Here is a 26,080-nt window from a genome sequence, read left to right on the forward strand (position 1 = left end):
AGGTTTGGGTTATCTTGCGTCGAAAATGGCTGGTTTTAATTTTGCTTCTGCTATCATTGGCAGCTGCAATTACTTTTATCTTACATAGCTATAAGAATTTCAGGGTTCAAGAAGGGTTTACCCCTTTACCGTTATCCTTCGACCCCTACTCCTCAACATCAACCTATGATTGGAAGGGAACGTCAGTTAGCATTCAAGGCGGTTTTGTAAAAGGAAAACTGGTTGAGAACAACAAAACGGAGAGCTTACTTTTGCGTGCCCTCTCACCCACACCGTCAATCACCATTAAAAGTTCAAGTGATACAACCGTCAATTTGAGGTTAGAAAATATTAGCCCTTCCAAAATTAAATTTGGAAGTGACATAACTAATCTTGAAGCTATTGATCCCCATACTGTTTCACTGGCAGTGGCTGTTAAGCATAATCAAGTGAAGAATATCAAGGTCGAGCTTATACCTGATGACAATCCTGAGGTTGTCATTCTTGGAGATAATCGCAATGGTTATGGCACATTTTCACAGATCATTGACCAAATTAACGGAATCAGCCCCGCTTTTGTCATTGATAATGGAGATTTAGTCTATGGCGGAGAGCCGAACAGGTATCGGCTTTTCTATGAAACTGTTTCTAAGCTTCAAGTTCCTCTTTTTACAACACTTGGAAACCATGATATTCGTGAAAATGGCCGGGGGATTTACACCATGCTTTTTGGCCCCCCTTACTATTCCTTTGATTACTTTAACAACCATTTTATCTTTTTAGATAGTTCAAGAGGCTGGTCAGAAAAAACAGCTATACCTGAAGAACAGTATCAATGGCTTGAAAGCGACCTTCAACATGCACAAGGGAAGCGTATTTTTGTTGTGTCTCATATACCACCTACTGATCCAAGGGCTAAAGTTACCCCTAATCCTTACCCAAACTTAGCCCCGAACCAAGAAACAGGTTTGATTCAAAAAGAAATGAATAAGTTAAGTGGCACAAGTGATATTGACCATGCCTTTAATGACAAAGAAGAAGCGAAGAAGTTTGAAGGACTAATGACCAAGTATAAAGTAGATACGGTGTATCTTTCTCATATTCATAGCTTCTACAGCTTTGTAAAAGATAATGTTCGTTATGTGATTACCGGAGGAGCAGGAGCGGAGCTGCTTACCCAAAATAGCTTTTATCATTATATTCGTGCTCATATTACGAATAAGGAAAATTACCTTGAAATTGTAGAACTGCCCTCCCCGCCCAATCAAATCATCGACCGCTATTGGGCAGCCGGAGTCATGTTTGCCAATTCGATCTATAAAGAGTATCAAACACTTGTGTTAGCTATATTGGTATTCATCTTATTAGTTGTGGGCTGGGTTCTTTGGATTTACCGTAAGAAGTGGTGGTCCTTCCTTAAACGTTTGGGGAACTGGCTTTATACAGTCATAAAGTTTTCTTTCGTTAAGTACAAGGAAATTGTGCGAAGGAAATAAGGTAAAGTGTAAAAAATACAGAAAAAAATAGTAAAATAATAATTGGGTGGGGAAAACTATGACTGCCTTTAAAGAACAGAAAAAGATTCTTGGCTTAGAATGGAACATATTCTTTACTGGACTTACAAGCTTTTTAACAGACACTACGACTAAAATGATCTATGCGGTTTTGCCGTTATTCTTAATTTCCATAGGGGCAACGAAAACGGAACTCTCATTAATTGAAGGAATCGCTGAGAGTACAGCTTCAATTCTTAAAGCCTTGTCGGGCTGGTGGAGTGATAAAATAGGTCGGAATAAACCTTTCATGATTGTTGGTTATGCCATGACCACTATGTTATCTCCCTTGTTTTCAGGCGTAACATCTCCGTTGCAAGCACTGATCATTCGATTCATTGAAAGGGTTGGCAAAGGTATTCGCACTGCTCCGAGGGATAGTCTGATTGCAGGCTCTTCAAACGAAAAGGCTAAAGGGAAGAGTTTTGGCTTTCATAAAGCAATGGATAACAGCGGAGCCATCATTGGTCCCTTACTCGCCTTTGTCATTTTAATCGTTTTCCCAAATGATTACCGTAAGGTTTTCTTGATATCAGTAATTCCTGCAACACTTGGACTCCTAGCCATTATCATCTTCGTGAAAGAAGCCAAAAAGACTAAAGATGAACTCCCCGGAAAGATTAACTGGAGGGATTTCCCCAAACGGTATTATTTATTTCTTGCCATTGTTTTTATTTTTACGTTAGGGAACTCAACCGATGCCCTTCTTTTAGTGAAAGCCAATGATGTCGGTATCAAAGCCTTATTTATTCCCTTGGTGTATCTAATATTCAACATAGTTTCTGTGGCTTTTGCAGTCCCAGCCGGTATGCTTTCAGATAAGTTTGGCCGCGAACGGCTGATTATCTTTGGCTACCTTCTTTACTCCATCATTTATTTTGGTTTTGGCAGAACTCATGATAAAATCGTCGTTATTTTACTTTTTGCACTTTATGGGCTATATAGTGCGGCAACGGATGGGGTTCAGAAGGCGTTGGTTTCCGACCTTATTGATAAAAAGAAAAGAGGTACAGGCCTCGGAATTTATAACTCCCTCGTGGGCATGACCCTTCTTCCGGCGAGTCTGATTGCAGGGGTTTTGTATGACAAAGTAGATAGCAAAGCTCCTTTTTACTTTGGTTCAATTATGGCGTTAATAGCTGCACTGTTCATGTACGGTTTGTATAAGAAAAAGGTATCTACAGAATAGAAATAAATATTTGGATTATAATTAAAGATTGCACATACCTAACTTCTCCTAATCCTACGTCGTGGAATAACATCAAACGTCTCGATTCCAGGTTTTCCTAAAAGATAAAGAAATGACCAGAGAAAAAATAGAGGATATTGAGGGGGGAACCCTCTAATATCCTCTATTTTGGGTTAATCTTTCGGCCTATGATCAGACTCATCCCGCTCATTTAACCGGCCGCTGCGCCGCAGTGCATCTCGAAGCAAAAACTCAATATGAGCATTAACACTGCGAAATTCATCAGCCGCCCAGCGTTCTAAAGAGGCATAAAGTTTGGGGTCAAGTCGTAAGGGAAACTGTTTTTTCGCTGCCATCATGACCACATCCCAAAACTAATACATTGTCCCTGCATTAATGACAGGTTGAGTTGCTCGTTCAGAAACAATAGAAACCAGCAGATTATTAATCATAGCGGCCTTACGTTCTTCATCAAGGTCTACGACGCCGTCGTTTTCGATGCGGGCAATAGCCATCTGAACCATTCCGACAGCCCCTTCAACGATGATTTGCCGGGCTGAAAGAATAGCGGAGGCTTGCTGCCGCTGCAGCATGGCTCCTGCGATTTCCGTTGCATAGGCTAAATGGGTGAGGCGGGCTTCAGATATTTCAACTCCGGCCAGATCCAGACGCTGCTGAAGTTCATTCATTAATTCATTGGATACTTCATCAGGATTCCCCCGCAGGGAAAAGCCTTTACCCTCAAAATCATCGTAGGCATAACGTGTGGCAATATGACGCAAAGCGGTTTCACTTTGAATTTCTACAAATTCCTCGTATTTTTCAACATCAAAAATAGCTTTGGCAGTATCAATGACCCGAAAAACGATGACCGCTGCAATTTCCACGGGATTGCCTTCAATATCGTTAACTTTGAGAGTTTTGCTGTTGAAGTTGCGAACTCGCAAGGAGACACCTTTGCGTATGGCAAGAGGGACGCTTAACCAAAGGCCGGGTTCCCGGACTGTACCCAGATAGCTGCCGAAAAAGACGAGGGCATAGGATTTATTGGGCTGAACCACCAAAACGCCAGTGGCTAAGATAATCGCCAAAAGTATCAGAGGGATGCCCACGAGGATTTTCTGGATTACTAAGGCTATTCCGCCAATAAACAAGGCCAGAATAAGAATAATGCCCAGATAACCGTTGATGGCCCATGCTTTCTTTTCAACCATGATGATTCCTCCTTGAGATTAATTTGATACTAATATGATATCACATTGAAATGATATGTAAAGGTCCTATTTTAGGATTCAAAAAGGAACGAGATAGTCTCTCGATCCTTTTTGGTGGTTGCTTAGTTTGATATATCTATTATGTGGGGGTTATATTTAATACTTCGAAGGTCTGGCAAAGAAGTGTGAGTTTAAGAGTATTAATAGAATTTCAAGGCTTTGTTGTGCTATTATTATAAGCAGCCCTCAGCGGCGATACTTTTAACAGTTATATATATCAATAAGTTATAACCGAGAGGAGATTAGCTTGATATGAAAGATATCGTTGAATTAGTTTTTCATCCTTCCCCTTCGATAGAACGCCTTTACCTGGAGTTGACCAATCGCTGCAATTTGTCTTGTGAAATGTGTTACCGTCAGAGATGGCACGAACCTCTGGGTGATATGTCGACAGAGATTATAAGTTCTATCGCAGGTGAGACAGCTGTTTTTCCTGATCTTAAGGAAGTGATTCTGGGAGGAATCGGTGAACCCACGATTGCAGATAATTTTCGTCAAGCTGTGGAGCTATTCGCACCAAGGTATGAAATTACCGTAACCACGAACGGGACTACGTTGAACGAGAATATGATTGAATTTTTGCTTTCGCGTGGTGTAGCTCGAATCGCCTTGTCAGTAGATTCAACTGATGTACAGACGTTTGCTGCCATCCGGCATGAAAATGTACAAGGCCTCTTGGAGAGCACACGTCAGATAGCTAAACAGAGGGTTATGGGGAGACCTGAGATCATTTGGGAATTCGTAGCTATGAAAAGCACTCTTCCATATTTGCACGAAACCGTGCGCCAGGCGGGACAACTGGGAGTAAATCGAATCCTCGTTTCCCATATTCTGCCTATGCGCGAAGAGTTGAAGGCGGAAACCCTTTATCACCCTATGCTTCCTGAGTATGAGCGAAGCTTCCAAACAGCTTTTTTATTGGGATTGGCAAAAGGTGTGGAAGTAATTTTACCTAAAAGCGAGTTAAAAACAGAACGATATTGTAAGTTTGTGGAAACTCAAAGCGCTATTGTACGCTGGGATGGTCAAGTTTCTCCCTGTTATCGGTTTTTACATTCCTATCCAGAGTATGTCTTCGGAAGGTATAAGCAGATTGACGCTCACAGTTTTGGTTCACTCAGAGAGCAATCTTTGCTAAAAATCTGGACTTCTCCTGAATTCATGAGTTATCGTTACAATGTTCTGCACGGAGAATATGCTTCTTGTCCTGATTGTCAGTGGGTTGAAGGGTGCGACATGGTTCTTCGGGCAGATATGGATTGCTTAGGTCACTCTCCGGCTTGCGGAGATTGTCTTTGGGGACGGGGAATAACCGTTTGTCCATGAGTGAGCTAAATCTTATGGCTTATTGATCCAGATGGTTTCTGTATCTACAGAGCCATCTTTTTTTATAGTAGTCGGCCATCTATAATTGCAGAACGTCCTAAGGGACTATCACTTTGGCCTTATAGTATATACATTTTACTTAAATCAGCAAATATATTTACAATATTATTAATTAGTTGCTTCATGGGGTGATTACTATAAAGATGGAGGCAGGTGACAATGTTCACCTGCCTCCGAGTCTTGAGAGCCCAAGTCTCAGCCAGGGTGTCAAGAACGATAGGGTGTCATGAGAAATTCGGACTTATGATCCGAACCGCCCCTAGTGGGCGATGCATAGGCATATTTTTATTATAGCTTTATTGATTTGTGAGCATTCATGTTTATCGCGTCAGCTATGGCCCCAGTCAAGCCTATCCCAACAGCGGAAATAAGTACTATTTCGGAAGCTGGAATATCACTGGTCCATGGCATGATCATCATATGAGAGCGCACACAGCTCACAGAATAATTGGTATCTCCCACAGTTACAAAACCTTTCATACGATAAGTATAGGGCGCAACGAAATTCAGAAAACCCTGAAGTTCTTTCATTGTAACAGAGGGCAGAACCTTGACGATATATGTCTGCGGCCTGTTTTCCGGTGTATTGGTGCTGTCTTTGCCCGCCGATTTTGATGGCTGCAAATTCATGACTAATGTATTGATATCCATATTGCAGTAACTGGTAAAATATATAGGGGCATGGATATTGGCGTTCCGTACTTCGGTCTGGATTTCGTCCTTAATTGCGGGAGAAATCAAATCTTCTTTATTTACAAGAACAACCCCCGCATGGGTCAACTGGTTCCTTACTGCCGGAAGAAGATCGTTCAATTCGAGAAAAGCTTCGCCGTCTAAAACACATATAGAACCTGAATAGTGGTACGGATGAACGGTGTATTGGTCGATTGTCTGCAGAATCTGCTGCATGTTACCAGGATCAGCCAGTCCGGATGCTTCGATAAACAGATATTCGAAGTTTTGGGACGACATATCGATAAGAGCCTTGATGAAATTCTCTTTGATGCAGGAACAGAATATTGAGCCGTTGGATAACTCACGCATAATAATTCCGTCATCTTCCAGCAAACGGGCATCGATATTGATTTCACCGAATTCGTTGACAATAACCCCCACAGGGCTGTCCTCATAGTAATGAAGCAAGCGCTCCATAAGCGTGGTTTTTCCCGTACCTAGAAAGCCTGTAAGCAGGATCAGCTGTGTCATAAAGCATCATTCTTTCCATCTCTGATATTAAATCGGTACATTCTTATTTGTTGTGCTTTGCATTGTAGCGTTTGGTTATCTCGGCGATCAATTCATCTCGGTCGGGAATGATGGAAATGTACACACTTTCCCCGTCAACGCACATAGTGGGAAGATTTTTCAGTCCCATTTTTGCGGTTCTGGCAATGTCCTCTTTGATAAAGTACTTATATACAACGTAGTCAGCCATATCTTTAATCTCATCATAAATGTCGGTGACACTTTTCACCATATAGGTGCAAGCGGCACATTGTTCAGGATCCAGTGTAAACAGTTCGATATATACTTTATCCATGGCTGAGTAATTGGGAATCTCGATTTCAATATCGTCAAAGCCGCTTGCGGAATAGTCGACAACCATGGCACGGGCGTCTTCAGGATGATGGACAGCCAAAGCACAGGCAACTGTGTTTTCTAAAGGCACATCATAGGGCATATCACACCCGGGACTGATTATGAGGTTCTGTTTGTTGCTGAGGCTGTCCATCAAGTCCAGAACGCCCTTTATATTATCTTGTTGGGTACCGAAAAGCATTGTGGTTGTAAGGGGAATGTTACCACTCAGCGCAATGTTATACTGATCGGTAATTGCTTTGGCGGCAACCATATCTACGTTTTCGTCCACTGCAATGGAATCCGGATGGGTATCACACATCACTTTTATTTGATAAGAGGCATTGCCGCAGACAAAAAAGGAAGACTTTACGCCTTTCAGCCGGATATAATCAAAGACGGCTTTGAAGGGCTCGTGGAGCAGATTTGCAAATGTCTTCGGGGAAATCTGGCTGACCAATGGGTCAACGACGGCGATCACATCCATGCCGGCATCAATATATAAGTCGGCCATTTTCTGAGCATACTCGGCACAAAAGGACGTGAGCTGTACGACGTAATCAGGATCTTTTCTCATATCTTTAAAAAAGTCGCTTCCGCGAAGATGGGAGGCGAGTGTTAATGGTCCGCAGATCAGCCCGTAAAGCGCGGTATCATCGCCAATTTCTTCTTTCATCACGCGCATTGCTTCCAAAACAATGGGTATTCGTCCGGATTCCGGAGTCGGAAATTTGCATTTGCAGGGAATCCCTTTTTCTTTGTCGAACAGGTGAGACACAACAGAGGGGGGATTGTAATCAGCCCACATAAGCTCACAACCAAGAATTTCGGCTTCCAGCTGCAAGTCAAATGTAATTGGCATACCGTCCGGTTGATATAGCTTGTGTACTTCCCGCAGACATTCGATCAATTTGGCGGAATCAGTTAAGATTTCTCTTCCTGAATAACCCTTTAGCTTTCCTGCGTGGACACCCGCGAAAGGAATCCAGGGAAGCTGTCCGTTAGTATCCTCGTGATTCAACACCTTCATTAGCAATTCTTTACCCATTTTTGTATCCTCCTGACGTATTGAACTGAACATTCATCACCGAACCCTGCATCTAATGCAGGGTTTTTGTATACAAAGAGACGCTTCCAATAAGATGGTGCAGCGTCTTTGCCTTTGTCTTTGTCTTTGCTGTGATGTGTATCTTTAAAGATATTAACGAAAGTGTAAATCATGGTCTAAGATTTGTGAAGCAACAATTTGAAAGGATTTTCAGGATACAATTTCTTCGGCGCTGAAATTGTATCCCGAAAAAATTCCTAAATTGTATCTTTGAAGCAAAGGAACGGTATCCTATAATTTGCATATGATTTGGCGCATAAGACAGACAGGACGAAGTGATAAGGGACAATGGAGTCGCAAATACTTATGACTCTTTTTTTATTGTCTGTCAAATCAATCATATCCTTAGCTTGTTGTAACGAGTCAGTATTCTAGGCAGCAGAAGAAAATTCTACAAAAGGAGGAGAAACACACTTGAGCGAAGAGATTTATGCTAAACTCAAACAATCGATTGTGGAAATGGATAGCGATTTAGCAGAAGAAGCAGCTAATGAAGCACTTGAAGCAGGCCTTGATCCGGTTGAGTGTATTAGCTCGGGCCTTGCCAAAGGCATGGCGGTTATGAGTGACTTGTTCGATGAAGGCGAGGCTTTTGTTCCTGATTTGATGATGGCTTCCGAGGCCTTCGAAATCGCAGTCGGTATCTTGACCAGTAAACTGTCTGACGAGGAGAAACATAAGACTTCTTTTGGTAAAGTCATTATTCACACAGTCCAGGGAGATATTCACGATATTGGCAAGAACATAGTCAGCACTATGTTTTCAGCGAACAACTTTGAAGTATTTGACCTGGGACGTGACGTGCCGGTTCCGTTAGTTATTGAAAAGGCAGAAGAATACGGCGTGGATCTTATCTGCGGTTCCGCCCTTATGACGACAACAATGGCGTCCATGAAGGATATCATCAATCTTCTCAAGGAAGACGGAATTCGTGATAAATACATCGTCATGTTTGGAGGCGCTCCTGTATCAGCAAAGTGGGTTAGTGAAATCGGAGCAGACGGTTACACCGATTCGGCTGCAGATGTCGTTGCAGTGGCCAAAGACCTGATTGCAAAGAAAAGAGGTGCAGCATAACTAATGAAGGCAATAGGGAAAAACGTTACGGTGTTTGACGTATATGATCGGGCAAAGACCGGACCCAAAATGGAAGAAAAAGAATGGGATTTTAAATTAATACCACAGACCGCCCGAAAATTAAAGGAAAAATACGGAATAAAAATGGACAAAAAAACAATTATTCCGGAGGACAAAGAGCTTATCGACAAACTGTTTAATGCAGGTTTGGAGATGCTGGTTGAGTGCGGGATTTACTGCATGGATACCGGACGGGTAATCAAGTACACAAAGGATGAGGTGCTGCATGCTATTAAAGCCGCACCGGACCATTTTACCTACGGTGAAGGCAGAGAGGCTATCAATGTGGTGCCCAGGAGTTATGATTCGCCGAAAGCTCCCGTTATTCAAGGCGGCCCAACGGGTTCTCCCTGTTCTGAGGAAATGTTCCTGCCAATCCACCAGTCATATGCACAAGAACTGATCATAAATACCATTGTTGACGGTGTGTTGCAGACTGTCATGGGTAAGGACCCGGTGCCCGGTTCACCGTGGGAGATAATGGCTGTGCGTTCAGAGGCTTTACAAGTGCGCGAGGCACAGGTCAGAGCCGGACGCAAAGGCATGGGATTATAGGGGAATGAAACATCATTAAGTGCCGCAGGGGTTATATCTGCTGACTTTGAAGGCGGCATGAGGCCATCTGATTCACATGAGGTTTCTCAGCTGAATGAGCTCAAAATCGACGTAGGTGCGTTGGTTGTAGGAGCACATTACGCTACAGCTGGTGTAAACGTAATGGTAGAACAGATGCCTATCTACGGCGGATACGCAGGTGGCCTGGAAGAGACCACAATCGTTGATGTCGCAACAACTTTAAACTCTTTTGTAATGTTACAGGCCACCTGGCATCTGGATGGGCCGGTGCACGTGCGCTGGGGCATAACAACGACGAGAGAGGCTCTTGCCGTTGCAGGTCACGCAGCTCGTGCCATTGAAGAGAATACCCATCTGATTTTGGGAAATCAGTATTACACTTTAGCAGGTCCCTGCACAGTCATGTGCTTACTGGAAACGGCAGCTCAGGCTATTACGGATACAGCCAGCGGACGAGAGATCTTGTCTGGTGTCGCTTCCGGCAAAGGTGTCGTCACCGACCTCTTTACAGCTATGGAAGCCCGTTTCATGGGTGAAGTAGCACATGCAGTTGCGGGAATGGATCTTCATGAAGTAAACATTCTGTTGGACAAACTAGTTTCCATGTATGAAAAAGATTATAAAACGGCGCCTGCAGGGAAAACCTTCCAGGAATGCTATGATGTAAAGAAACTGGTTCCTTCGGAGGAATATATCCAGGTTTACGATGAAGCTGTTAAAATTATGACTGATTTAGGCCTGACATATTGGAATGACTAATTTCAATCAGGCGTAAATACTATTACTGTATTAATCTGTCGGCAGTCTGTGGGTTTTACGCTTATTGACTCAGGGGGTTCGTAAGCTCGATCTGCGGACTGTTGGCAGATAACGATTTCCGCATAATGGTTTTACGGTATGTAGGTATCTGCAAGTGCTAAACATTAGGTATGTCTCAGTGAAGTATGTTTAACACTTGCAGATACCTATATTTTTTTTTAAGGAGAGGGTAGGTATGAAAAATCATATAATTCGTTTAGATAAGGATCAGGGCAAGGAACTTGCGGAAAAGAACTTTAGAGACATGTGCGGGTATAACAGAGGAAAACCTGTACCCCAGAAAAGAATAGAAAGATCATTAAGAAGCTTGGAGGATGTGTACCATCAGCTGGAAATCAAGGCCCTGATTTCAGAATACGAAAAAACTTGTGCTGATGGAATAAATATGCTGCTGGACGGAAAACTGTTTACTTGCAATGCTCTTGCTCAGATTCCCACCGAGGAAATTGAGGGAATATACATCTACCTGTTAACCGTGGGAGAACTAAATGTGAGCGAAGCCAGTATCCTGAATCAAGTTTACTATGATATGTGGCAAAATGCCTACATGGACGCCGGGCAGGAAATATTAAGACAATATTTGCAGGGATTAAGTTGCAATACAGGCAGGTATGTTTCAAATAATTTTGGACCGGGACTTTACGGTATGGATATTTCACAGTTGGAGCAATTTTTTGCCATATTAGATGGCGAGAAAATCTGTTTAAAATTGCTCGACAGTGGTTTTATGTCGCCCACAAAGAGTTATGCCGGGTTCTTTCTGGTCACAAACAGCAAACAAAACTTCCTAGGAAATACTTGCGAGAACTGCTCATCCTCAGGAAAAGCCTGTATCTATTGTCAGGCAAAATACAATATTCAATAGTTCAAAACTATTGACAGGTGAAAAATCCTCATATATCATAGGGGCAAGTTAATTCAAGAAAAACATCACAGCTTTATGAATGACTTATGCGAAAGATGTTTTCTTTGAGCAACGGCGCTCTTCAAGGGTAGGTTAGCCTATTCCCTGAAGAGCGACTTTTTTTCTCTGAGCAACGGCGCTCTTCGAGGGTAGGTTAGCCTATCCCTGAAGAGCGTCATTTTTTCTAACATAATAAGAAATCCTCCGCATCGTCAAGTATATGATTAGTTTTTTTCAGTGATATGCTACATGATCATGATGATTACAGGATTTATATCTAGAATTGGAAAGAGGGGGGATTTCCATGCTCTTGCTGGATAAAAACGGACCGTTTTTGTATGAACAACTATTTGAGGCTTTACGGCAGAGTATTATCCAAGGTGATCTCAAAACAAACGACGGTCTAAAGCCGATTCGGGTATTGTCGGAAGAACTGCACATCAGCATCAATACCGTGAGCAGGGCATATCAGCAGCTACTGGCGGAAGGATATATCCGGTCGGTTCAGGGAAGCGGCTATTATGTGGAGAACTTGTTAACTTTACCGGGATCGAGTGTGATAAATAGAAAGGGACTAAAAGAAGCAGTACGGGAGTCTATTGTTCCCCTGAAGTATGATTTCAATTATGAGAGCATCGAGTCAAGTATTTTTCCATGGACCAAGTGGAGAAAGTATATGCAGTACGCAATGTTGGAGGAATCCTCTTCCACGAAAATCGCCTATGAGTGCAACAAAGGAAATGTAGAATTACGAAAAAGTCTGTGCGATTATATCAATAACAGCCGGGGGGTAAAATGCAGTTGGGAGCAAATTATCATTTCCGCAGGCACACAATATGCCATGGATATTATTTCCGAAATATTGCAGGAGAATGTACATACGATTGGTGTGGAAGACCCCAGCTTTATTGGAATGCAAAGAATAGTTACGAATAAAGGATATTCCATCAAAGAGCTTTCCATGACCGATCAAGGGATCGATATTGATGACCTGGAAAACTCCATGTGTCAGTTGCTTTACTTAACGCCATCCCATCAATTTCCTACCGGAGTCACGACATCCTTGCCAAAACGTTTGCAGATTTTGGAATGGGCGCAAAAGAACCGGGCCTATATTATTGAAAATGATTATGACAATGAGTTTCTATATGGAGAAAAACCTCTTCCCTCAATTCAGTCTTTGAGCACTGGGGAGAATGTGATTTATTTGAGCACATTATCGAAGGTCCTCTCTCCGTCTCTTCGGTGTGCGTATTTTGTTCTTCCATACAAACTTATGGAAATATATGAAGATAAATACAAGTATTATTATTCGGCGCTTCCGACTTATAATCAGAAGGCACTGGCGTATTTTATCAGAGATGGGCATCTCGAAAGACATGTACGCAAGATGTCGCTGTCAAACAGAAGAAAGTACGGAATATTTAACAAAGTGATAAAAGAACATCTTGCAGATGTCGTTAAAATTTTCCCGGTGCCGGCAGGTTCTCATACCTTGATACAAATACCGAGATGCTCGAGTCAAGAAGGCCTGATCACGAAGATGAGATCTAAAGGCTTTGGAATTTATGGGACGAAAGACTATTGGCGGAACCAGGAAAAAGCACCGGAAAACATCTTCCTCTTTGGGTTTGATTCTATGCCGGAAGAAGATCTGGAAGGAGCTTGCATTGAATTTGCTCGTGCATTGAAGGAAATTATTGAAACATTTGAAATGTGATGATTCCGGCAGATCTCACACCACATAACCCAACAATTAAGTTGATGATGAAATGATTTATTTGATATCTGAAGCGTGTAGAGATTGCATGAGCTCGGTAAAACTAAAAACCGGTATCGTATAGTCTATTATTACAAAAATAGCATAATGAAATTTATTGCAATTACAATAAGAAAATCTGAAGAGTATTTTTGCTGATTAAGCAAGAATACTCTTCTTGTCTAAACAAAAACCACCTGCTAGGCAGGTGGTTCCAAAAAGCTTTAGCTATCAGTAGAAAAATCTACCATCCGAAGCTAAGTGTATCAAGTTTTACAGGATACCTCAGTGATTAAAATTTATAATCATAAAATTTTCTGCGCGAATTCGCTAGCAGTTTGGCAGTATAAATTAGTTTTTTGTAAAGATTTATGATTGTTCCTAAGGGTGTCATTGTTATTAAGGAACTTTTAGAATTATTCCTGCGGAAATTACTTAAATAGATTACTTGACCTGACAGTTTTGTAGAATTCATTGAAAACACCTCAATACTAATTTTTTGCTAAAGAAAACTATTAAGATTTAGGCAATTGAAAAGCAATAATTAGAGCGTTTCTTTGGTTAGCTGATACTAATTCCCGAAAGAGCGTCGTTGCTCTAAAAAAAGAAGCTCTTTCGGGACTAGGCACTTGCCTGAACCGAAAGAGCGCCATTGCTCTAAAAAAAGAAGCTCTTTCGGGACTAGGCACTTGCCTAAACCGAAAGAGCGTCATTGCTCTAAAACTAACTGAAATAATTTAACAAAAGGTTAATTGTCTCTTGGTAATTTACTTTATTATTAAAATATACGAGAAATATTCGGATGTCAATACATTTTAAATAAAAAACTCCGTTATACAAAATGCAAAATGAATCAATTGTTCCCTGAAAAGAAAAAATTAGAGGGGAGAAGGATTCAGGGACGATTATTAACTGATAAAAATAGGCATTTTAATAAAGTGAAACTTTAATTGAGGAGGAAGTTAGAATGGTGAAAGTACCTCAACCAACCTTTCCCGCTCAACACCAGGAGCAACAGCCCGGAATAGAATCCGTAATGAATCCCTGGCCTATTGCTGAAGACGAGAACTATGTGGGGAATAACAAGCTTAAAGGAAAAGTTGCGATTATCTCGGGAGGTGACAGCGGTATCGGACGAGCAGTATCCATTGCTTACGCAAAAGAAGGGGCGGATATCGTAATCCTATACTTGAATGAACATGATGATGCAAATGAGACAAAAGCACGTGTTGAACGAATAGGTCAACGCTGTTTGGTTATAGCAGGTGACATCGGTGATGAACTCTTCTGTAAGCAAGCGGTGGACCAAACTATAAAGACCCTCGGCAAACTTGATATCTTAGTCAACAATGCGGGAGAGCAGCATCCTCAGAACAGTTTGCTGGACATTACCGGTGAGCAATTGGAAAGGACCTTTCGTACTAATGTGTTTGGTTATTTTTATCTTACCAAAGCATCTCTGCCTCACTTAAAATCGGGGGGTGTAATTATTAATACGGCTTCTATTACAGCCTATGAAGGGCATGATCAACTTATTGATTACTCAGCCAGTAAGGGTGCAGTTGTTTCCTTCAACCGTTCTTTGTCGGAGTCACTCAGCAAATTAGGGATTAGAGTGAATGGTGTAGCTCCTGGACCAATCTGGACGCCGCTCATACCGGCTTCTTTTCAGGCTGACTACGTGGCAACCTTTGGCAGCACAACTCCGATGCTGAGAGCTGGGCAGCCCAAAGAGCTGGCACCGGCCTACGTTTTTCTGGCCTCTGCTGATTCCTCGTATATGTCAGGGCAAATGCTGCACATTAATGGCGGCACGATTATTAACAGTTGATTCCATCAAAAGCCACACACCTATGCGGTGGCTTTTTGATTTGCAATAAGTTATTAATGACTTAAGCAAGTATTTTTAAGTCTTTTTGTATTGAATTTTCGGAAAGATTCAAAGTAAAGTCATAAAGTATTTACATGGATGATGATCACCAACGGCCTATTTTATGGAGAAATAGAAGGGGTTGGGGGAGCCGGGTGAGTAAGGCTCCATTCGATACTTGTTAAACAACTATTTGGCATGATAATTGCATTATTCGGAATTATGAATAGATATTTCATTTTTAAGTTGTGAGGTGAAAATGAGTGGAGTTCGATAGGAAAACCATAAATAAGTTGTACAGACAAGATACCGGGTTAGTTATTACCTTTATCCTGTTTGTTTGGGCTGTATTAGTGTTTGTGTTGATGAATGTATCGAGTTTAGCTCTTACTGAAATCACGAGAGATGTTGCTTTAGGAGCTGGGATTGTTGCCGGAATTTTTGTAACCAGTGCTTTGGTTGCAGTCTTAGTTCACCTGAAGAAAAACTGTCATGCTTTATACAGCGAAGAATTGCGGAACACGTCCATAAAAGCTTGACCATTAAGGGAAGGATTCGGTATATTAAGCATTTATGGTTGGTGAAGAAGGGAGAATGAATATTGAAAACAGATAAGCAGAAAAAACCTGTCAATAGTCCGTTGATGGAAGTATTTGATGTCCTGTTTATCATGTTGCTTTGTTTTGTAATACTTCTCTCGACAATGTTGATGAGAGGTAAAGTATTAGTGGGTTCAGGCTCAGCAGGAGGAATGGACTATTCTTTCAATTTACCGATTTTTCTCGTTCTTTTTTTGGCTTTAGGTATTTATTTATTCTATGTGTTTTCAAGTTCCAACAAGGAACTTAAAGCCATGATCAGCTTTTTGTACGATAAATCCAATAAAAAAGCAAGCTAAAAGCAAATTCCAGGATGGAGGAAATAATCGTGAGTATATGGGGATTAATGAACTGGGTTGCTTGGGGATTATGCGCAGTCTTGTTTCTAGCCATGGCACAAGATTTTATACGGGTTGAAATGAATCGCAAAGGAGGAGGCAAGTCTTGAGTGATTCAGCGAGTGTTCAGGAGCAGCATCTTTCTAAAGTACTTGGGCCAATGCATATTTGGGCATTGGGTGTTGGTATTGTCCTAGTCGGAGAATTTATGGGTTGGAATTTTACAGTTGCTAAAGGAGGTTCACTGGGGGCAATTATTGCCTGTTGGATCATCGGCATTCTCTATATATCCCTTGTTATGATTAATACAGAGATTGGTTCAGTTATTCCGGAAGCCGGCGGTCAATATGCCATGGCAAAATACTTGCTGGGGCCATTGGCAGCTTTTAATATCGGACTTATGTTAGTTTTTGAGTATGTCATGCTCGAGGCCGCAGATGCCCTGGTTGTTGGAGCTATTTTAGAGTCCATTAATCCGGAGATTCAGAGTTTGCCTTTTGTGATTTTGACGTTATTATTATTAACTTATCTCAACTACCGGGGAGTTTATGCGACCTTAACGCTAAACTTTTTTATTACTGCCATAGCTTTCGTAACGATTTTCGTTCTTTTGTTTTCAACGAAATTCTACATTCCCTCTCAAACAATCCTTCATTTGTCACAACTGACTAATGGATTGCCCTACGGCTGGATTGGGGTTCTGGCAGCTCTTCAATTTGGAATCTGGTTCTATCTTGGCATTGAAGGGACAGCACTGGCAGCTGAAGAATGCCGGTCAACAGCCCGGTCTCTGCCTATGGGAACCTTAATTGGCATGGTGACTTTGTTGGTTGGTGCTACTGTGACTTGGTTTGTTTGCTCCGGTCTTGTCGAAGCCGGGAGTTTAGGAGAGTCTGTTTATCCTCTTTATGAAGCAGCTTTATCCACGAACATGTCCGGGGTTATCGTTGTGATGTTTATCGGTACTATTTTAGCTTGTATGGCAAGTGCTAATGGGTGCATTAATGATGCCAGCAGGGCTTGGTTTTCAATGTCCAGAGATACCTTAATCCCTGATGCATTTTCGGCGGTTCACCCCAGGTATAAAACTCCCTATCGGGCTATTCTTTTCTTACTGCCTATTTCCCTGGCTTTTGGTTATACCGGATTACTGGATCAGGTCATTACCTTTTCAATTCTTTCAGCCTTACTCGTTTATCTATTCATGGGTTACATGATGTTTAAATTTAGAAAGATGTATCCCATGGGTTCCATTGAACGAGGATATGTTGCTCCTTGGCATCCAATTCCTGCTGTGATTCTAGTGATTTTGACCTTAGCAACCTTAGGCGGGATGTATTTTGGCTATTGGGTTAACGTTCTGGCAGGCTTACTATTTTATTTCCTGGCTTCTTTGTGGTTTACTCTGCATCGCTATAAATTTGTCGATACTAAGGCTTTTCTCCAAGCAGGTGCTAATCGCTGGCCAAGACCCCATGGGTACTAAGTTATGAAAAGCAAAGGATTTCATTGTCCTAAACATACACCAATCATGGCTGCCCTGCTAATTCCGGGTTCGGGTTATCTCTTTTTAGCAAGGCCCATGAGAGGATTAATAATGGTCTTTTGGATGTGTATCTTTGCCTATATCACCTTTCAGCTGACTACTCCGGAAATATCCGTGATTGGCAGATATTCAGGGGGAATAGCCGTATGGATAATCTCGGTTCTTGAGGTTGACCACATGGTTCGAAAACGAAACCAGAGATAAGTGTTGGCTAGAGTTCTAAGTCATCCGAGTCACGAATGACTGACAAGAGTCCTTCGTGACTCGATTTTTTTTGTGGAAACCCTGAATTGTGGTATGCTATAAGGAATGAACTCAATAATTATGATCAACTAAAATTGTTTGTTCCAGCAGATGCTGGATAGAATACTGTTGAGAGAGAGACTTCCAAGAACTCTGGCTCTCTAAACGAAAAAGAAAAATAAATTTGGGTTTAAATAACGGTTTTTGGCACAGAACTTGCATGTTTTTCTATTTGTATTTCATTAGAGTTCTTGGAGTACTAAATATGGGGGGTAGATCGGATTGATCGCGTGGACTCTAAATCCGCGTAGGCGGGTGAAACTCCCGTACTCCTCGCCAATAATTTTAGGGAGGAAGCTGAGTGGGTATTACATGGACATCGATCCAAAAACAACGTTTACAAGAACTAAATGCTAGTGAAATACAACTGGAGCAGAGTTTCGAGTCTCACAAAGATCGTGATCGCGCCTTTCAGGAGCAAGAGCATCTTTTGGTGGTTAAAGGAAAACAAAAGTTGCAGGAATTGAAGGAGACTACGAGACGTCCGTCTTTAAGCGTACTAGAACAAAAACTCGTTGAAGCTTTAACAAAAGAAGGATTTGTACAGGTGGTAACCCCAACCATAATCTCTAAAGCAGCCTTAGCAAAAATGTCGGTATCTGATGAACACCCGCTTTTTTCCCAAGTCTTCTGGCTGGATTCGAAGCGCTGTTTGCGTCCGATGTTGGCACCCAATCTATACACCTTGTGGAAAGATTTGGAGCGCTTGTGGGAAAAACCAATTCGTATCTTTGAAATTGGAACTTGTTACCGGAAGGAATCCAAAGGTTCCGTGCATCTAAATGAGTTTACCATGCTCAATCTGGCAGAATTAGGTGTACCGGAAGACCAACGCCATAAACGTTTGGAAGAGCTCGCTTCGTTGGTTATGGATACCGCAGGAATTTCTGATTACCAGCTGGTAATGGAATCCTCCGTTGTTTATGGTGATGAATTAGATGTTGTTAAAGGGATCGAGTTAGGTTCAAGTGCTATGGGGCCCCATCCCTTGGATGATAATTGGGGAATTTTTGATCCGTGGGTTGGAATAGGATTTGGCTTAGAACGTTTGCTAATGATTAGGGAAGGATCCCAAAATGTTCAAAGCATGGGCAGAAGCCTTACATATCTCAACGGGGTACGCTTAAATATATAGTTAACGCAGAGTCTTTAAATTTTTTAGAGTCAAAATTTAGAATCTTTAGTTTTAGAATCTTTAGTCTATTTAGGTGTAAGGTGCTACTAGGATAATTTGTTGAATGGGGGATTTATACAATGCATGAACAAATTATGATCGAACCCGCTATCCCGTTGGAGACTATTGGACGAATCTATAAAATGGTCAGTGAGATTCCATATTTTCTAAACTCAAGAATTAATGAGATTGAAATTTTACCTGGCGGAATAACTAACAGCAACTTTAAAGTCACTATTGATAACGTAACCTATGCTTTAAGGCTTGCGGGAGTCGGAACTATTGAGTATATTAACCGTCCTGCGGAAAAACATAATGCTCAGGTTATGGCTGATATGGGTATAAATGCCCCAATTATTTATTATGATGAAACTACAGGGAATCAAGTTTGTAAATACATTGATGACAGTATCACGTTACATGGTGAAGAGTTTAAAGAGGAAAATTATCTGAGGATGGCGGCTCAAGTTTTGCGAAACTGTCATGATGGTGAGCAAAAGTTTATTTCTGACTTTAATCCTTTAAAAGAAATAGAAGCCTATATAAAATTACTGGCTGAAAGAAATTATGATTTTTATGAAGGCGCAGAGACAATGGTTCAAAAGGTTGGAGAAATTCGTGAATTGTTTAATATGGTTCCCCCTCCCTATAGACCTTGTCACAATGATCCTCTTCCAGTAAACTGGCTGGATGACAAGAAAAATTTCTACTTAATTGATTGGGAATATGCCGGCATGAATGATCCCATGTTTGATTTAGCGGCCTTGGCCATTGAAGCGGAATTTACTGAAGAACAAGAACGCTACTTTTTGAAACAGTACTTTGGCGACGTAGCAACGGAGAAACAGTATGGCTCCATCATAATTAATAAATTCCTCTGCGATGTTTTATGGGCTTACTGGTCAATTCTTCAAATTGCCATGGGCAAACCAAAGGAAGATTATTGGGACTACGGATTAAATAGATTTAACCGAGCTTACGAATTAATTCACAATGGCAGTTTAGATCACTCAATTGAAGTTAATCGCATAAAATCAGTGTCTTAAAATAATTATTCGAGGGAATAAGTTGATTGGAGGATATTGCATTATGCATGAAACTGTTCAAATTGAACCTGCCATATCGACAGAGCATATTGGACGCATCTATAAAATGATTAGTGAAATTCCTTTCTTTAGCGATTCAAGAATTAGTGAAATTGAAATATTACCCGGAGGACTAACCAATAGTAACTATAAAGTAACCATCGGTGGAGTCACCTATGCTGTAAGGATAGCTGGAGCGGGAACCATGGAATACTTAAATCGTCCGGCAGAAAAACACAATGCGCAGTTAATGGCCGATATCGGCATTAGTGCACCGATTATTCATTATGATGAAACAACCGGCAATCAAGTATGTAAGTACATCGATGATTGTAAAACGTTACACATTCCCGATTTTAAAGAAGAAGAACGATATTTAAGTATGGCAGCAAAAGTATTTAGAAAGTACCATGATTGCCAGAAAGAATTTATTTCTGTCTTTGATCCATTAAAGGAAATTGATGCCTACATGGCTTTGTTAGCGGAGAAAAATTTTGAATTTTATGAAGGTGCTGAAACTATGGAGGCGAAAATCGGAGAGATAAAAACTCTCTTCAAGAATAATCCTCCGCCTAAAGCACCTTGTCATAATGATCCCCTTTGTGAAAACTGGCTGGATGACCAAAAGAATTTTTACCTTATCGACTGGGAATATGGCGGCATGAACGATCCCTTGTTTGATTTAGGAGCTTTGGCTCTGGAAGCTGAACTTACGGATGAGCAAGAGCAGTTCTTCCTGAAGGAATACTTCGGGGGTGAGTTAACCGAGAAACAAATCGGTTCCCTGGTTATTAATAAATTCTTATGTGACGCTCTATGGGCATATTGGGCAGTTCTGCAAATTGCCATGGGTAAATCCAGAGAAGACTATTGGCCCTATGGTTTGAATAGATTTAATCGAGCTTATGAATTAATTCATAAGGGAAGCCTTGACCGCGCTATTAAAGCTAATCAATAATAGCTTTGTAGGATATTCTCACAACACTCACATCTCAAATCTCTGAAATCTCTAAGGTTCGGTATTTATACCGAACCGCCTTTTTTTGTGGTAGAGTGTATTTTAGCAGCTGTTTGCCAAAGTCTATCAAGTTATTATTGACTTAATTGAAGTTCTGACCGACTTGAATCGACTTGAATATTACTATTTTTTTTACTTCTAAAGATTAGTCAAAGGATTTCCTAAGCGATATTGATGAAAGTAACACGAGAATAGCCTGATGCCAGAAGGGTTTTAGGAGTTTGTGAGGATAATATAAATATTAGGGAACACTATAGGGATATTGGCATAAAACTTGCATTTCTAGTTACTGTAAACTATTATAAGTGGCTGTTTACAATCGATGGCAATAATTAGACTTCATTAAGACCATCGTCTATCCTAATAATTTTAAATTCTTAACGAAAAAAGAAGGTGACAGAATGTCAGTGGATCCAGCAGAAATAAAATTAGATAGGATATTGGACAAGGCAACAAGAGAGATCCCTCTAACGCGAGATGAACTTCTTTTTTTGTTGAGCGTATCGAAGGAGAATGACATTGCTAAAGTCTTTGAAACAGCCAGGCTTTTGCGAACTCGTTATTTCCAAAATAAAATCTTTAGTTATGGGTTTGTTTACTTTTCAACCTATTGCCGAAATGAATGTGCATTTTGTCTATATCGTAAATCCAATACATCCTTAAAGCGTTATCGAAAAACTGATTTAGAGATTATGAAGACTGCTTATAGTCTGGTGGATTCTGGGGTGCATTTAATTGATTTGACCATGGGTGAAGATCCGCACTTCTTTGCCAACCATGGTTCAGAATTTGCACATATGATCCGAACTATTGAAATGATTAAGATAAGTACTAATATCCCCGTTATGATTTCGGCAGGCGTTATACCGGAAGATATACTTCTGGAATTTAAAGAAGCCGGCGTGGATTGGTATGCAACTTACCAGGAAACTCATAATCCTGATTTATATAGTAAACTAAGGCTTGGGCAAAGCTATGAAGAACGTATGCAGCGAAAAGTCACGGCCAGGAAAATGGGCTTGTTGCTTGAAGAAGGATTGCTCACAGGAGTAGGAGATACCGACGAGGATTTGGTTGACTCTTTTGAGGAAATGAAAAAACTAGAGGCAGATCAAATTCGGGTGATGAGTTTTATACCTCAACAGGATACCCCGATGCAGCACTTTTCTGCTGTGCCTCGATCCAGAGAGATGCTGGTAATTGCGATCATGCGTTTAGTGTTTCCCGATCGTTTGATTCCTGCTTCCTTGGATGTTGATGGCTTAAACGGTTTAACGGAACGACTCAATGCTGGGGCTAATGTTGTAACATCCATTATTCCGCCTCAGTCAGGTTTGGCTGGAGTATCGAATCATTCCTTAGACATCGAAGATGGAAATCGGACAGTAAAAAAGATCATTCCAGTTTTAGAAGAAAATGGGCTTATGATGGCGAGTCGTGATGACTATCAAGAGTGGATACAACAGCGTAAAAGTAAATTCGTTTTAAGAAAGGAGCCCTGAGCATGCGGGTAGCAGTTGTCGGAGGAAAGCTGCAAGGGGTTGAAGCGGTTTATCTGGCCAAGAAAGCAGGCTGGGAAGTCGTCCTTGTTGACAAGAATGATTGGGTTCCAGCGGCAGAGTTATGTGATCAATTTTGCAATTTGGATGTCACTAAGGTTGTGGAATGGATTCCTGTAATAAAGAGTGTCGATCTTGTTATTCCTGCTCTCGAAAATCAGGAGGCCTTAGATAGCTTGGTGAGAAGTTCTCATTATACCAAGGTTCCCTTACTCTTTGACAAGGAAGCCTACGGGATTTCTTCATCGAAACTTGAATCGAATAAAATGTTTGCCAGAACCGGAGTACCGGCACCAACCCCCTGGCCGGAATGTGGGTATCCAATCATTGTAAAACCTTCTGGAGCAAGCGGGAGTGAAGGGGTTCATAAAATAAGAAGTGCTGCTGAATTTCAATCTGTCTTTGGAAAAGGCTTAACGGATTGGGTCATCGAGGAATATCTTGAAGGTCCATCCTATTCTTTGGAAGTCATTGGCTATGCAGGTTTCTATAAAGTTTTGCAGATTACTGAGCTTCATATGGATAAAGATTATGATTGTAAACGAGTGATTGGCTCTGGGGTCATTTCTCCGGAACTCAGAGAAAAATTCGAGCAGATTGGACTGACCCTGGCGGGAAACTTAAAATTGAATGGAATCATGGATATTGAAACGATCCTGCATAAGAATGAGTTAAAGGTTTTGGAGATTGATGCTCGCTTGCCAAGCCAAACCCCTATCTCAGTCTATCATGCCACAGGTGTTAATATGCTAGAAATTCTCGGCCAGGCTTTTGTTCAAGGGGAGCCTTGGCAAGACTTTGATATCCAGGAACAAAACGGGGTTATCTTCGAACACATACATGTCAGTAATGATTCCCTGGAAGTATGTGGTGAACATATCATGGCGGATGCCGGGCCCCTTCATGTCTATCCTGATTTCTTCGGGGCTCACGAGGTACTTTCCAATTATATTCCGGGGAAAACGGACTGGGTCGCCACACTTATCATAAAAGAAAAGACCTTGGCAGACGCGTGGAAGCAGAGAGAAATTGTTATTCAGGCTATCCGGAATGCATGGGGAATTCGACAATACTTTGATCGATGTCCTATCAACGAAGAAAGCAATCATGGAATATATGCCTCAGGGAGTTGATTATATTGACCCGTTTAAAACATGAAGATGTTGCCGAAATTTCCAGGCAAATGTCAGACTATAATTCAACCTTAATCCAAAAAACCGGCTGCTCTTTAAGAGAGCTTGCTGCTTGGGCAGCAGGCGTTCATCTTGACAGGGAACTTCCCCAGCCAAAAGTAGCTATTATACCCATGACCTGTGGACAGGGAATCATAGAGGGTTTTTCCCAGTCCGTAGCTGGAATTGTTCAGTTTCTCGGTTTTTCCCCGGTTATTACTGAAAGCCGGGATGCCGGGGGAGTTGCCGAGGCTATCGAAGGCGGCGCTGAAATCATATTTATGGCAGATGATGACCGCTTCGTTGCGGTGAATGTAAAATCCGGCAAGGTCTCAGATAACGGAGAGGCCACAGGAAAAGGATATGCTATGGCTTTGGAACAAATGTGTCGTGGGTTAGAGAGCAAAAAGGCTTTAGTGATTGGTGCCGGACCGGTAGGTACCGGCGCAGCGAAAGCCCTGGCCCGCTCCGGTGCCGCTGTGGCTGTTTATGATATTAATCCGCAAATGAGCAAGATTCTAGCAGATAGATTAAACAAACTAGGTTATAACATTATGGTTGAAACCAGTTTAACAGATGCTTTAAATAGATATAACCTTTACTTCGATGCTTGTCCTGCTGAAAATGTCATTTTGACCGAACATCTGAAAGACGATACTATGATTGCTGCTCCCGGTATCCCTTTAGGGGTGGAGGCTGCAGGTCTGGAGCTGATCGCGGACCGTTTGATTCACGATCCCCTGCAAATCGGGGTAGCGACCATGATGTTTGATGTACTGTAATTAGCCTATTATAATAGGAAGTCTTTTTTCCGTACTATCAGAAAGTCTTCGTTATTATTCTGCAAGATGGCTAGTACGTGCGAAGACAGTGTCTTCGGGCACCAGCCAAGTTTTCTTTAAACAGACGAATTATCGAAGAAATTGTGGATGGATTGGAGTGAAATCAGTGTCAGCAGATTCTTCGAAAAAGAAACGATACTATCGTAAAAATGTTGATTTTTTTAAATTTGTAGAAAAACTCAAGCTATGGCCTTCCCGAAGCGGAACGCTTCACGGCATAAAAAGTATGACCATTAGAGGGAACACGGCAGAAATCGTAACACACTGCAATGAAAAGTTTCAGATCTATAATTCTAAGCATAGCCGTGCCGCCCGGTGTCTTCGCAATAAATTATTCTTTCGGGCCTGTACTACCTGTAAAATCCCAGGCTGGAAATTAGAAAAATACTCTTCAACTCATGTGAATCAGAATTATGGATCCCGCTTATAACCTGAAATAGAGCTTGTTCTTAAATCACTTGATAGGGGCAAGCTTTATTATAAAAAGCCTTACCCGATGGAGTGAGGGTTTTCTAAGGAAGGGCTAGCTCTTGGTTTTATTGACTTAATAATTAAAAAAAGAGGAGGAAATTAAAGAATGTCAAACTACGCAGATCTGGCACAAAGTGTTATTGAGGGACAAAAGGACAAAGTAATAGAACATGTAAAAAATTTAATCTCTGCAGGCAATGATCCAATGGATATTATTAATGAAGGCTTAATTGCCGGTATGAATGTGGTAGGGGTTCGCTTTAAAGCCGGAGATATGTTTGTTCCTGAAGTGCTCATGGCAGCTAAAAGCATGGCCGGCGGTGTAGAACTGGTAAAACCCTTAATCGCTACTGTGGATCAAAAAAGTGCAGGAAAAATTCTCCTGGGAACTGTAAAAGGGGACTTACACGACATCGGTAAAAATCTTGTGGGAATGCTTATCGAAAGCGCCGGTTTAGAAGTAATCAATATGGGTGTTGATATTTCTGCTGAAGATTTTGTTGATGCAGTAATTGAACATGAACCTGATATTGTGGCATTATCAGCCCTCTTAACAACAACAATGCCTGCAATGCAAGACATTATTGAAATATTAGAAGATGAGGATCTCAGAGATAAAGTAAAAGTAATTATCGGAGGAGCTCCCGTTTCTCAAGAATATGCAGATACAATCGGCGCTGATGGTTATGCTCCCGATGCAGGATCAGCGGTTGAATTGTGCAAAAAACTTTTAGCTTCCAAATAATTTGATTATTTGTAATATCATCATTTATTAGAAGTTTCTCAAGGAGGTGGTCTTTCCGGTCTACGGGGATAAGTTTGCCAATAGTTGAAGTTTATA

Annotated in this window: 23 protein-coding genes and 1 pseudogene; 20 read left to right on the forward strand and 4 right to left on the reverse strand. The window is 41.3% G+C overall.

The features are described 5' to 3' along the window. Positions 1-56 precede the first annotated feature (56 nt). Positions 57-1,475: a metallophosphoesterase family protein gene (locus DESOR_RS07815; protein ID WP_242832470.1), complete on the forward strand. Its 1,419-nt coding sequence runs from the start codon at positions 57-59 to the stop codon at positions 1,473-1,475. Positions 1,476-1,533: 58 nt separating this feature from the next. Next, entirely contained in the window at positions 1,534-2,721 is a 1,188-nt protein-coding gene (locus DESOR_RS07820; RefSeq protein ID WP_014184068.1) for an MFS transporter, read from the forward strand. A gap of 173 nt (positions 2,722-2,894) precedes the next feature. Here DESOR_RS07820 and DESOR_RS07825 read toward each other — a convergent pair whose 3' ends face one another. Together DESOR_RS07825 and DESOR_RS07830 are read right to left on the reverse strand one after the other, a co-directional pair. After that, on the reverse strand, positions 2,895-3,080 hold the full coding sequence (locus DESOR_RS07825; RefSeq protein WP_014184069.1) for a type II toxin-antitoxin system antitoxin: 186 nt from the start codon (positions 3,078-3,080) through the stop codon (positions 2,895-2,897). Positions 3,081-3,095: 15 nt separating this feature from the next. Then, positions 3,096-3,935, reverse strand: coding sequence for an SPFH domain-containing protein (locus DESOR_RS07830; protein WP_014184070.1), 840 nt, complete (start codon positions 3,933-3,935; stop codon positions 3,096-3,098). Between the two features lie 312 nt (positions 3,936-4,247). On the opposite strand from DESOR_RS07830, the gene DESOR_RS07835 reads away from it, so the two are divergent. Beyond that, positions 4,248-5,321, forward strand: coding sequence for a radical SAM protein (locus tag DESOR_RS07835; RefSeq protein WP_014184071.1), 1,074 nt, complete (start codon positions 4,248-4,250; stop codon positions 5,319-5,321). 348 nt (positions 5,322-5,669) lie between these two features. Here the strand turns inward: DESOR_RS07835 and DESOR_RS07840 are convergent, their stop codons facing one another. Both DESOR_RS07840 and DESOR_RS07845 read right to left on the reverse strand, forming a co-directional pair. Beyond that, positions 5,670-6,587 carry a CobW family GTP-binding protein gene (locus tag DESOR_RS07840; protein WP_014184072.1) on the reverse strand — a complete coding sequence of 306 codons (918 nt, stop codon included), beginning with the start codon at positions 6,585-6,587 and terminating at the stop codon, positions 5,670-5,672. Positions 6,588-6,630: 43 nt separating this feature from the next. Then, positions 6,631-8,007, reverse strand: a complete 1,377-nt coding sequence (locus DESOR_RS07845; protein ID WP_014184073.1) for a uroporphyrinogen decarboxylase family protein — start codon at positions 8,005-8,007, stop codon at positions 6,631-6,633. A 474-nt stretch (positions 8,008-8,481) separates the two neighbouring features. Here DESOR_RS07845 and DESOR_RS07850 point away from each other — a divergent pair, with 474 nt between their 5' ends. From DESOR_RS07850 to DESOR_RS07940, 17 genes and pseudogenes are all read left to right on the forward strand, one after another. Beyond that, positions 8,482-9,144, forward strand: a complete 663-nt coding sequence (locus DESOR_RS07850; protein WP_014184074.1) for a corrinoid protein — start codon at positions 8,482-8,484, stop codon at positions 9,142-9,144. Between the two features lie 3 nt (positions 9,145-9,147). Beyond that, positions 9,148-10,539, forward strand: a pseudogene (locus tag DESOR_RS30140) (monomethylamine:corrinoid methyltransferase). Positions 10,540-10,774: 235 nt separating this feature from the next. After that, complete coding sequence (locus DESOR_RS07865) at positions 10,775-11,464, forward strand: vitamin B12 dependent methionine synthase (RefSeq protein WP_014184075.1); 690 nt, start codon at positions 10,775-10,777, stop codon at positions 11,462-11,464. Between the two features lie 343 nt (positions 11,465-11,807). Further along, complete coding sequence (gene pdxR, locus DESOR_RS07870; protein WP_014184076.1) at positions 11,808-13,223, forward strand: MocR-like pyridoxine biosynthesis transcription factor PdxR; 1,416 nt, start codon at positions 11,808-11,810, stop codon at positions 13,221-13,223. Between the two features lie 1,006 nt (positions 13,224-14,229). Further along, entirely contained in the window at positions 14,230-15,093 is an 864-nt protein-coding gene (locus DESOR_RS07880; RefSeq protein ID WP_014184078.1) for an SDR family oxidoreductase, read from the forward strand. Positions 15,094-15,425: 332 nt separating this feature from the next. Continuing rightward, positions 15,426-15,671 carry a hypothetical protein gene (locus tag DESOR_RS07885; protein ID WP_158309017.1) on the forward strand — a complete coding sequence of 82 codons (246 nt, stop codon included), beginning with the start codon at positions 15,426-15,428 and terminating at the stop codon, positions 15,669-15,671. Between the two features lie 62 nt (positions 15,672-15,733). Beyond that, the gene (locus DESOR_RS07890; protein WP_014184080.1) at positions 15,734-16,030 is read left to right on the forward strand and encodes a hypothetical protein; all 297 of its coding nucleotides are present in this window, start codon (positions 15,734-15,736) and stop codon (positions 16,028-16,030) included. A gap of 145 nt (positions 16,031-16,175) precedes the next feature. After that, entirely contained in the window at positions 16,176-17,555 is a 1,380-nt protein-coding gene (locus DESOR_RS07895) for an APC family permease (RefSeq protein WP_014184082.1), read from the forward strand. Between the two features lie 3 nt (positions 17,556-17,558). Further along, positions 17,559-17,819, forward strand: a complete 261-nt coding sequence (locus DESOR_RS07900) for a hypothetical protein (RefSeq protein WP_014184083.1) — start codon at positions 17,559-17,561, stop codon at positions 17,817-17,819. Positions 17,820-18,219: 400 nt separating this feature from the next. After that, positions 18,220-19,053, forward strand: a complete 834-nt coding sequence (gene pylSc / locus DESOR_RS07905) for a pyrrolysine--tRNA(Pyl) ligase large subunit (RefSeq protein WP_014184084.1) — start codon at positions 18,220-18,222, stop codon at positions 19,051-19,053. Positions 19,054-19,172: 119 nt separating this feature from the next. Then, positions 19,173-20,138 (forward strand): choline kinase family protein, encoded by a 966-nt coding sequence (locus DESOR_RS07910; protein ID WP_014184085.1) that lies wholly within the window; start codon positions 19,173-19,175, stop codon positions 20,136-20,138. Between the two features lie 43 nt (positions 20,139-20,181). Then, the gene (locus DESOR_RS07915) at positions 20,182-21,135 is read left to right on the forward strand and encodes a choline kinase family protein (RefSeq protein ID WP_014184086.1); all 954 of its coding nucleotides are present in this window, start codon (positions 20,182-20,184) and stop codon (positions 21,133-21,135) included. A gap of 461 nt (positions 21,136-21,596) precedes the next feature. Beyond that, entirely contained in the window at positions 21,597-22,697 is a 1,101-nt protein-coding gene (pylB, locus tag DESOR_RS07920) for a methylornithine synthase PylB (protein WP_014184087.1), read from the forward strand. A gap of 2 nt (positions 22,698-22,699) precedes the next feature. After that, complete coding sequence (gene pylC / locus DESOR_RS07925) at positions 22,700-23,887, forward strand: 3-methylornithine--L-lysine ligase PylC (protein ID WP_014184088.1); 1,188 nt, start codon at positions 22,700-22,702, stop codon at positions 23,885-23,887. Between the two features lie 5 nt (positions 23,888-23,892). Beyond that, a complete protein-coding gene (gene pylD / locus DESOR_RS07930; protein WP_014184089.1) occupies positions 23,893-24,708 on the forward strand; it encodes a 3-methylornithyl-N6-L-lysine dehydrogenase PylD in 816 nt (271 codons plus the stop codon). Positions 24,709-24,874: 166 nt separating this feature from the next. Further along, positions 24,875-25,198, forward strand: coding sequence for a pyrrolysine--tRNA(Pyl) ligase small subunit (gene pylSn, locus DESOR_RS07935; RefSeq protein WP_014184090.1), 324 nt, complete (start codon positions 24,875-24,877; stop codon positions 25,196-25,198). A gap of 147 nt (positions 25,199-25,345) precedes the next feature. Then, positions 25,346-25,984: a cobalamin B12-binding domain-containing protein gene (locus tag DESOR_RS07940; RefSeq protein ID WP_014184091.1), complete on the forward strand. Its 639-nt coding sequence runs from the start codon at positions 25,346-25,348 to the stop codon at positions 25,982-25,984. The last annotated feature ends 96 nt before the right edge of the window (positions 25,985-26,080 follow it).

Source organism: Desulfosporosinus orientis DSM 765 (assembly GCF_000235605.1).
In the GTDB taxonomy this organism is placed as follows: Bacteria; Bacillota; Desulfitobacteriia; order Desulfitobacteriales; family Desulfitobacteriaceae; genus Desulfosporosinus; species Desulfosporosinus orientis.

What these genes read in the sequence shown, in the direction of transcription:
- DESOR_RS07915 (WP_014184086.1), top strand. Translation starts at nt 20,182, where the DNA reads ATGCATGAAACTGTTCAAATTGAACCTGCCATATCGACAGAGCATATT.
- DESOR_RS07845 (WP_014184073.1), bottom strand. Translation starts at nt 8,007, where the DNA reads ATGGGTAAAGAATTGCTAATGAAGGTGTTGAATCACGAGGATACTAAC.
- DESOR_RS07880 (WP_014184078.1), top strand. Translation starts at nt 14,230, where the DNA reads ATGGTGAAAGTACCTCAACCAACCTTTCCCGCTCAACACCAGGAGCAA.
- DESOR_RS07840 (WP_014184072.1), bottom strand. Translation starts at nt 6,587, where the DNA reads ATGACACAGCTGATCCTGCTTACAGGCTTTCTAGGTACGGGAAAAACC.
- DESOR_RS07835 (WP_014184071.1), top strand. Translation starts at nt 4,248, where the DNA reads ATGAAAGATATCGTTGAATTAGTTTTTCATCCTTCCCCTTCGATAGAA.
- DESOR_RS07820 (WP_014184068.1), top strand. Translation starts at nt 1,534, where the DNA reads ATGACTGCCTTTAAAGAACAGAAAAAGATTCTTGGCTTAGAATGGAAC.
- DESOR_RS07900 (WP_014184083.1), top strand. Translation starts at nt 17,559, where the DNA reads ATGAAAAGCAAAGGATTTCATTGTCCTAAACATACACCAATCATGGCT.
- pylC (WP_014184088.1), top strand. Translation starts at nt 22,700, where the DNA reads ATGCGGGTAGCAGTTGTCGGAGGAAAGCTGCAAGGGGTTGAAGCGGTT.
- DESOR_RS07940 (WP_014184091.1), top strand. Translation starts at nt 25,346, where the DNA reads ATGTCAAACTACGCAGATCTGGCACAAAGTGTTATTGAGGGACAAAAG.
- pylB (WP_014184087.1), top strand. Translation starts at nt 21,597, where the DNA reads ATGTCAGTGGATCCAGCAGAAATAAAATTAGATAGGATATTGGACAAG.
- pdxR (WP_014184076.1), top strand. Translation starts at nt 11,808, where the DNA reads ATGCTCTTGCTGGATAAAAACGGACCGTTTTTGTATGAACAACTATTT.
- DESOR_RS07865 (WP_014184075.1), top strand. Translation starts at nt 10,775, where the DNA reads ATGAAAAATCATATAATTCGTTTAGATAAGGATCAGGGCAAGGAACTT.
- DESOR_RS07830 (WP_014184070.1), bottom strand. Translation starts at nt 3,935, where the DNA reads ATGGTTGAAAAGAAAGCATGGGCCATCAACGGTTATCTGGGCATTATT.
- DESOR_RS07825 (WP_014184069.1), bottom strand. Translation starts at nt 3,080, where the DNA reads ATGATGGCAGCGAAAAAACAGTTTCCCTTACGACTTGACCCCAAACTT.
- DESOR_RS07910 (WP_014184085.1), top strand. Translation starts at nt 19,173, where the DNA reads ATGCATGAACAAATTATGATCGAACCCGCTATCCCGTTGGAGACTATT.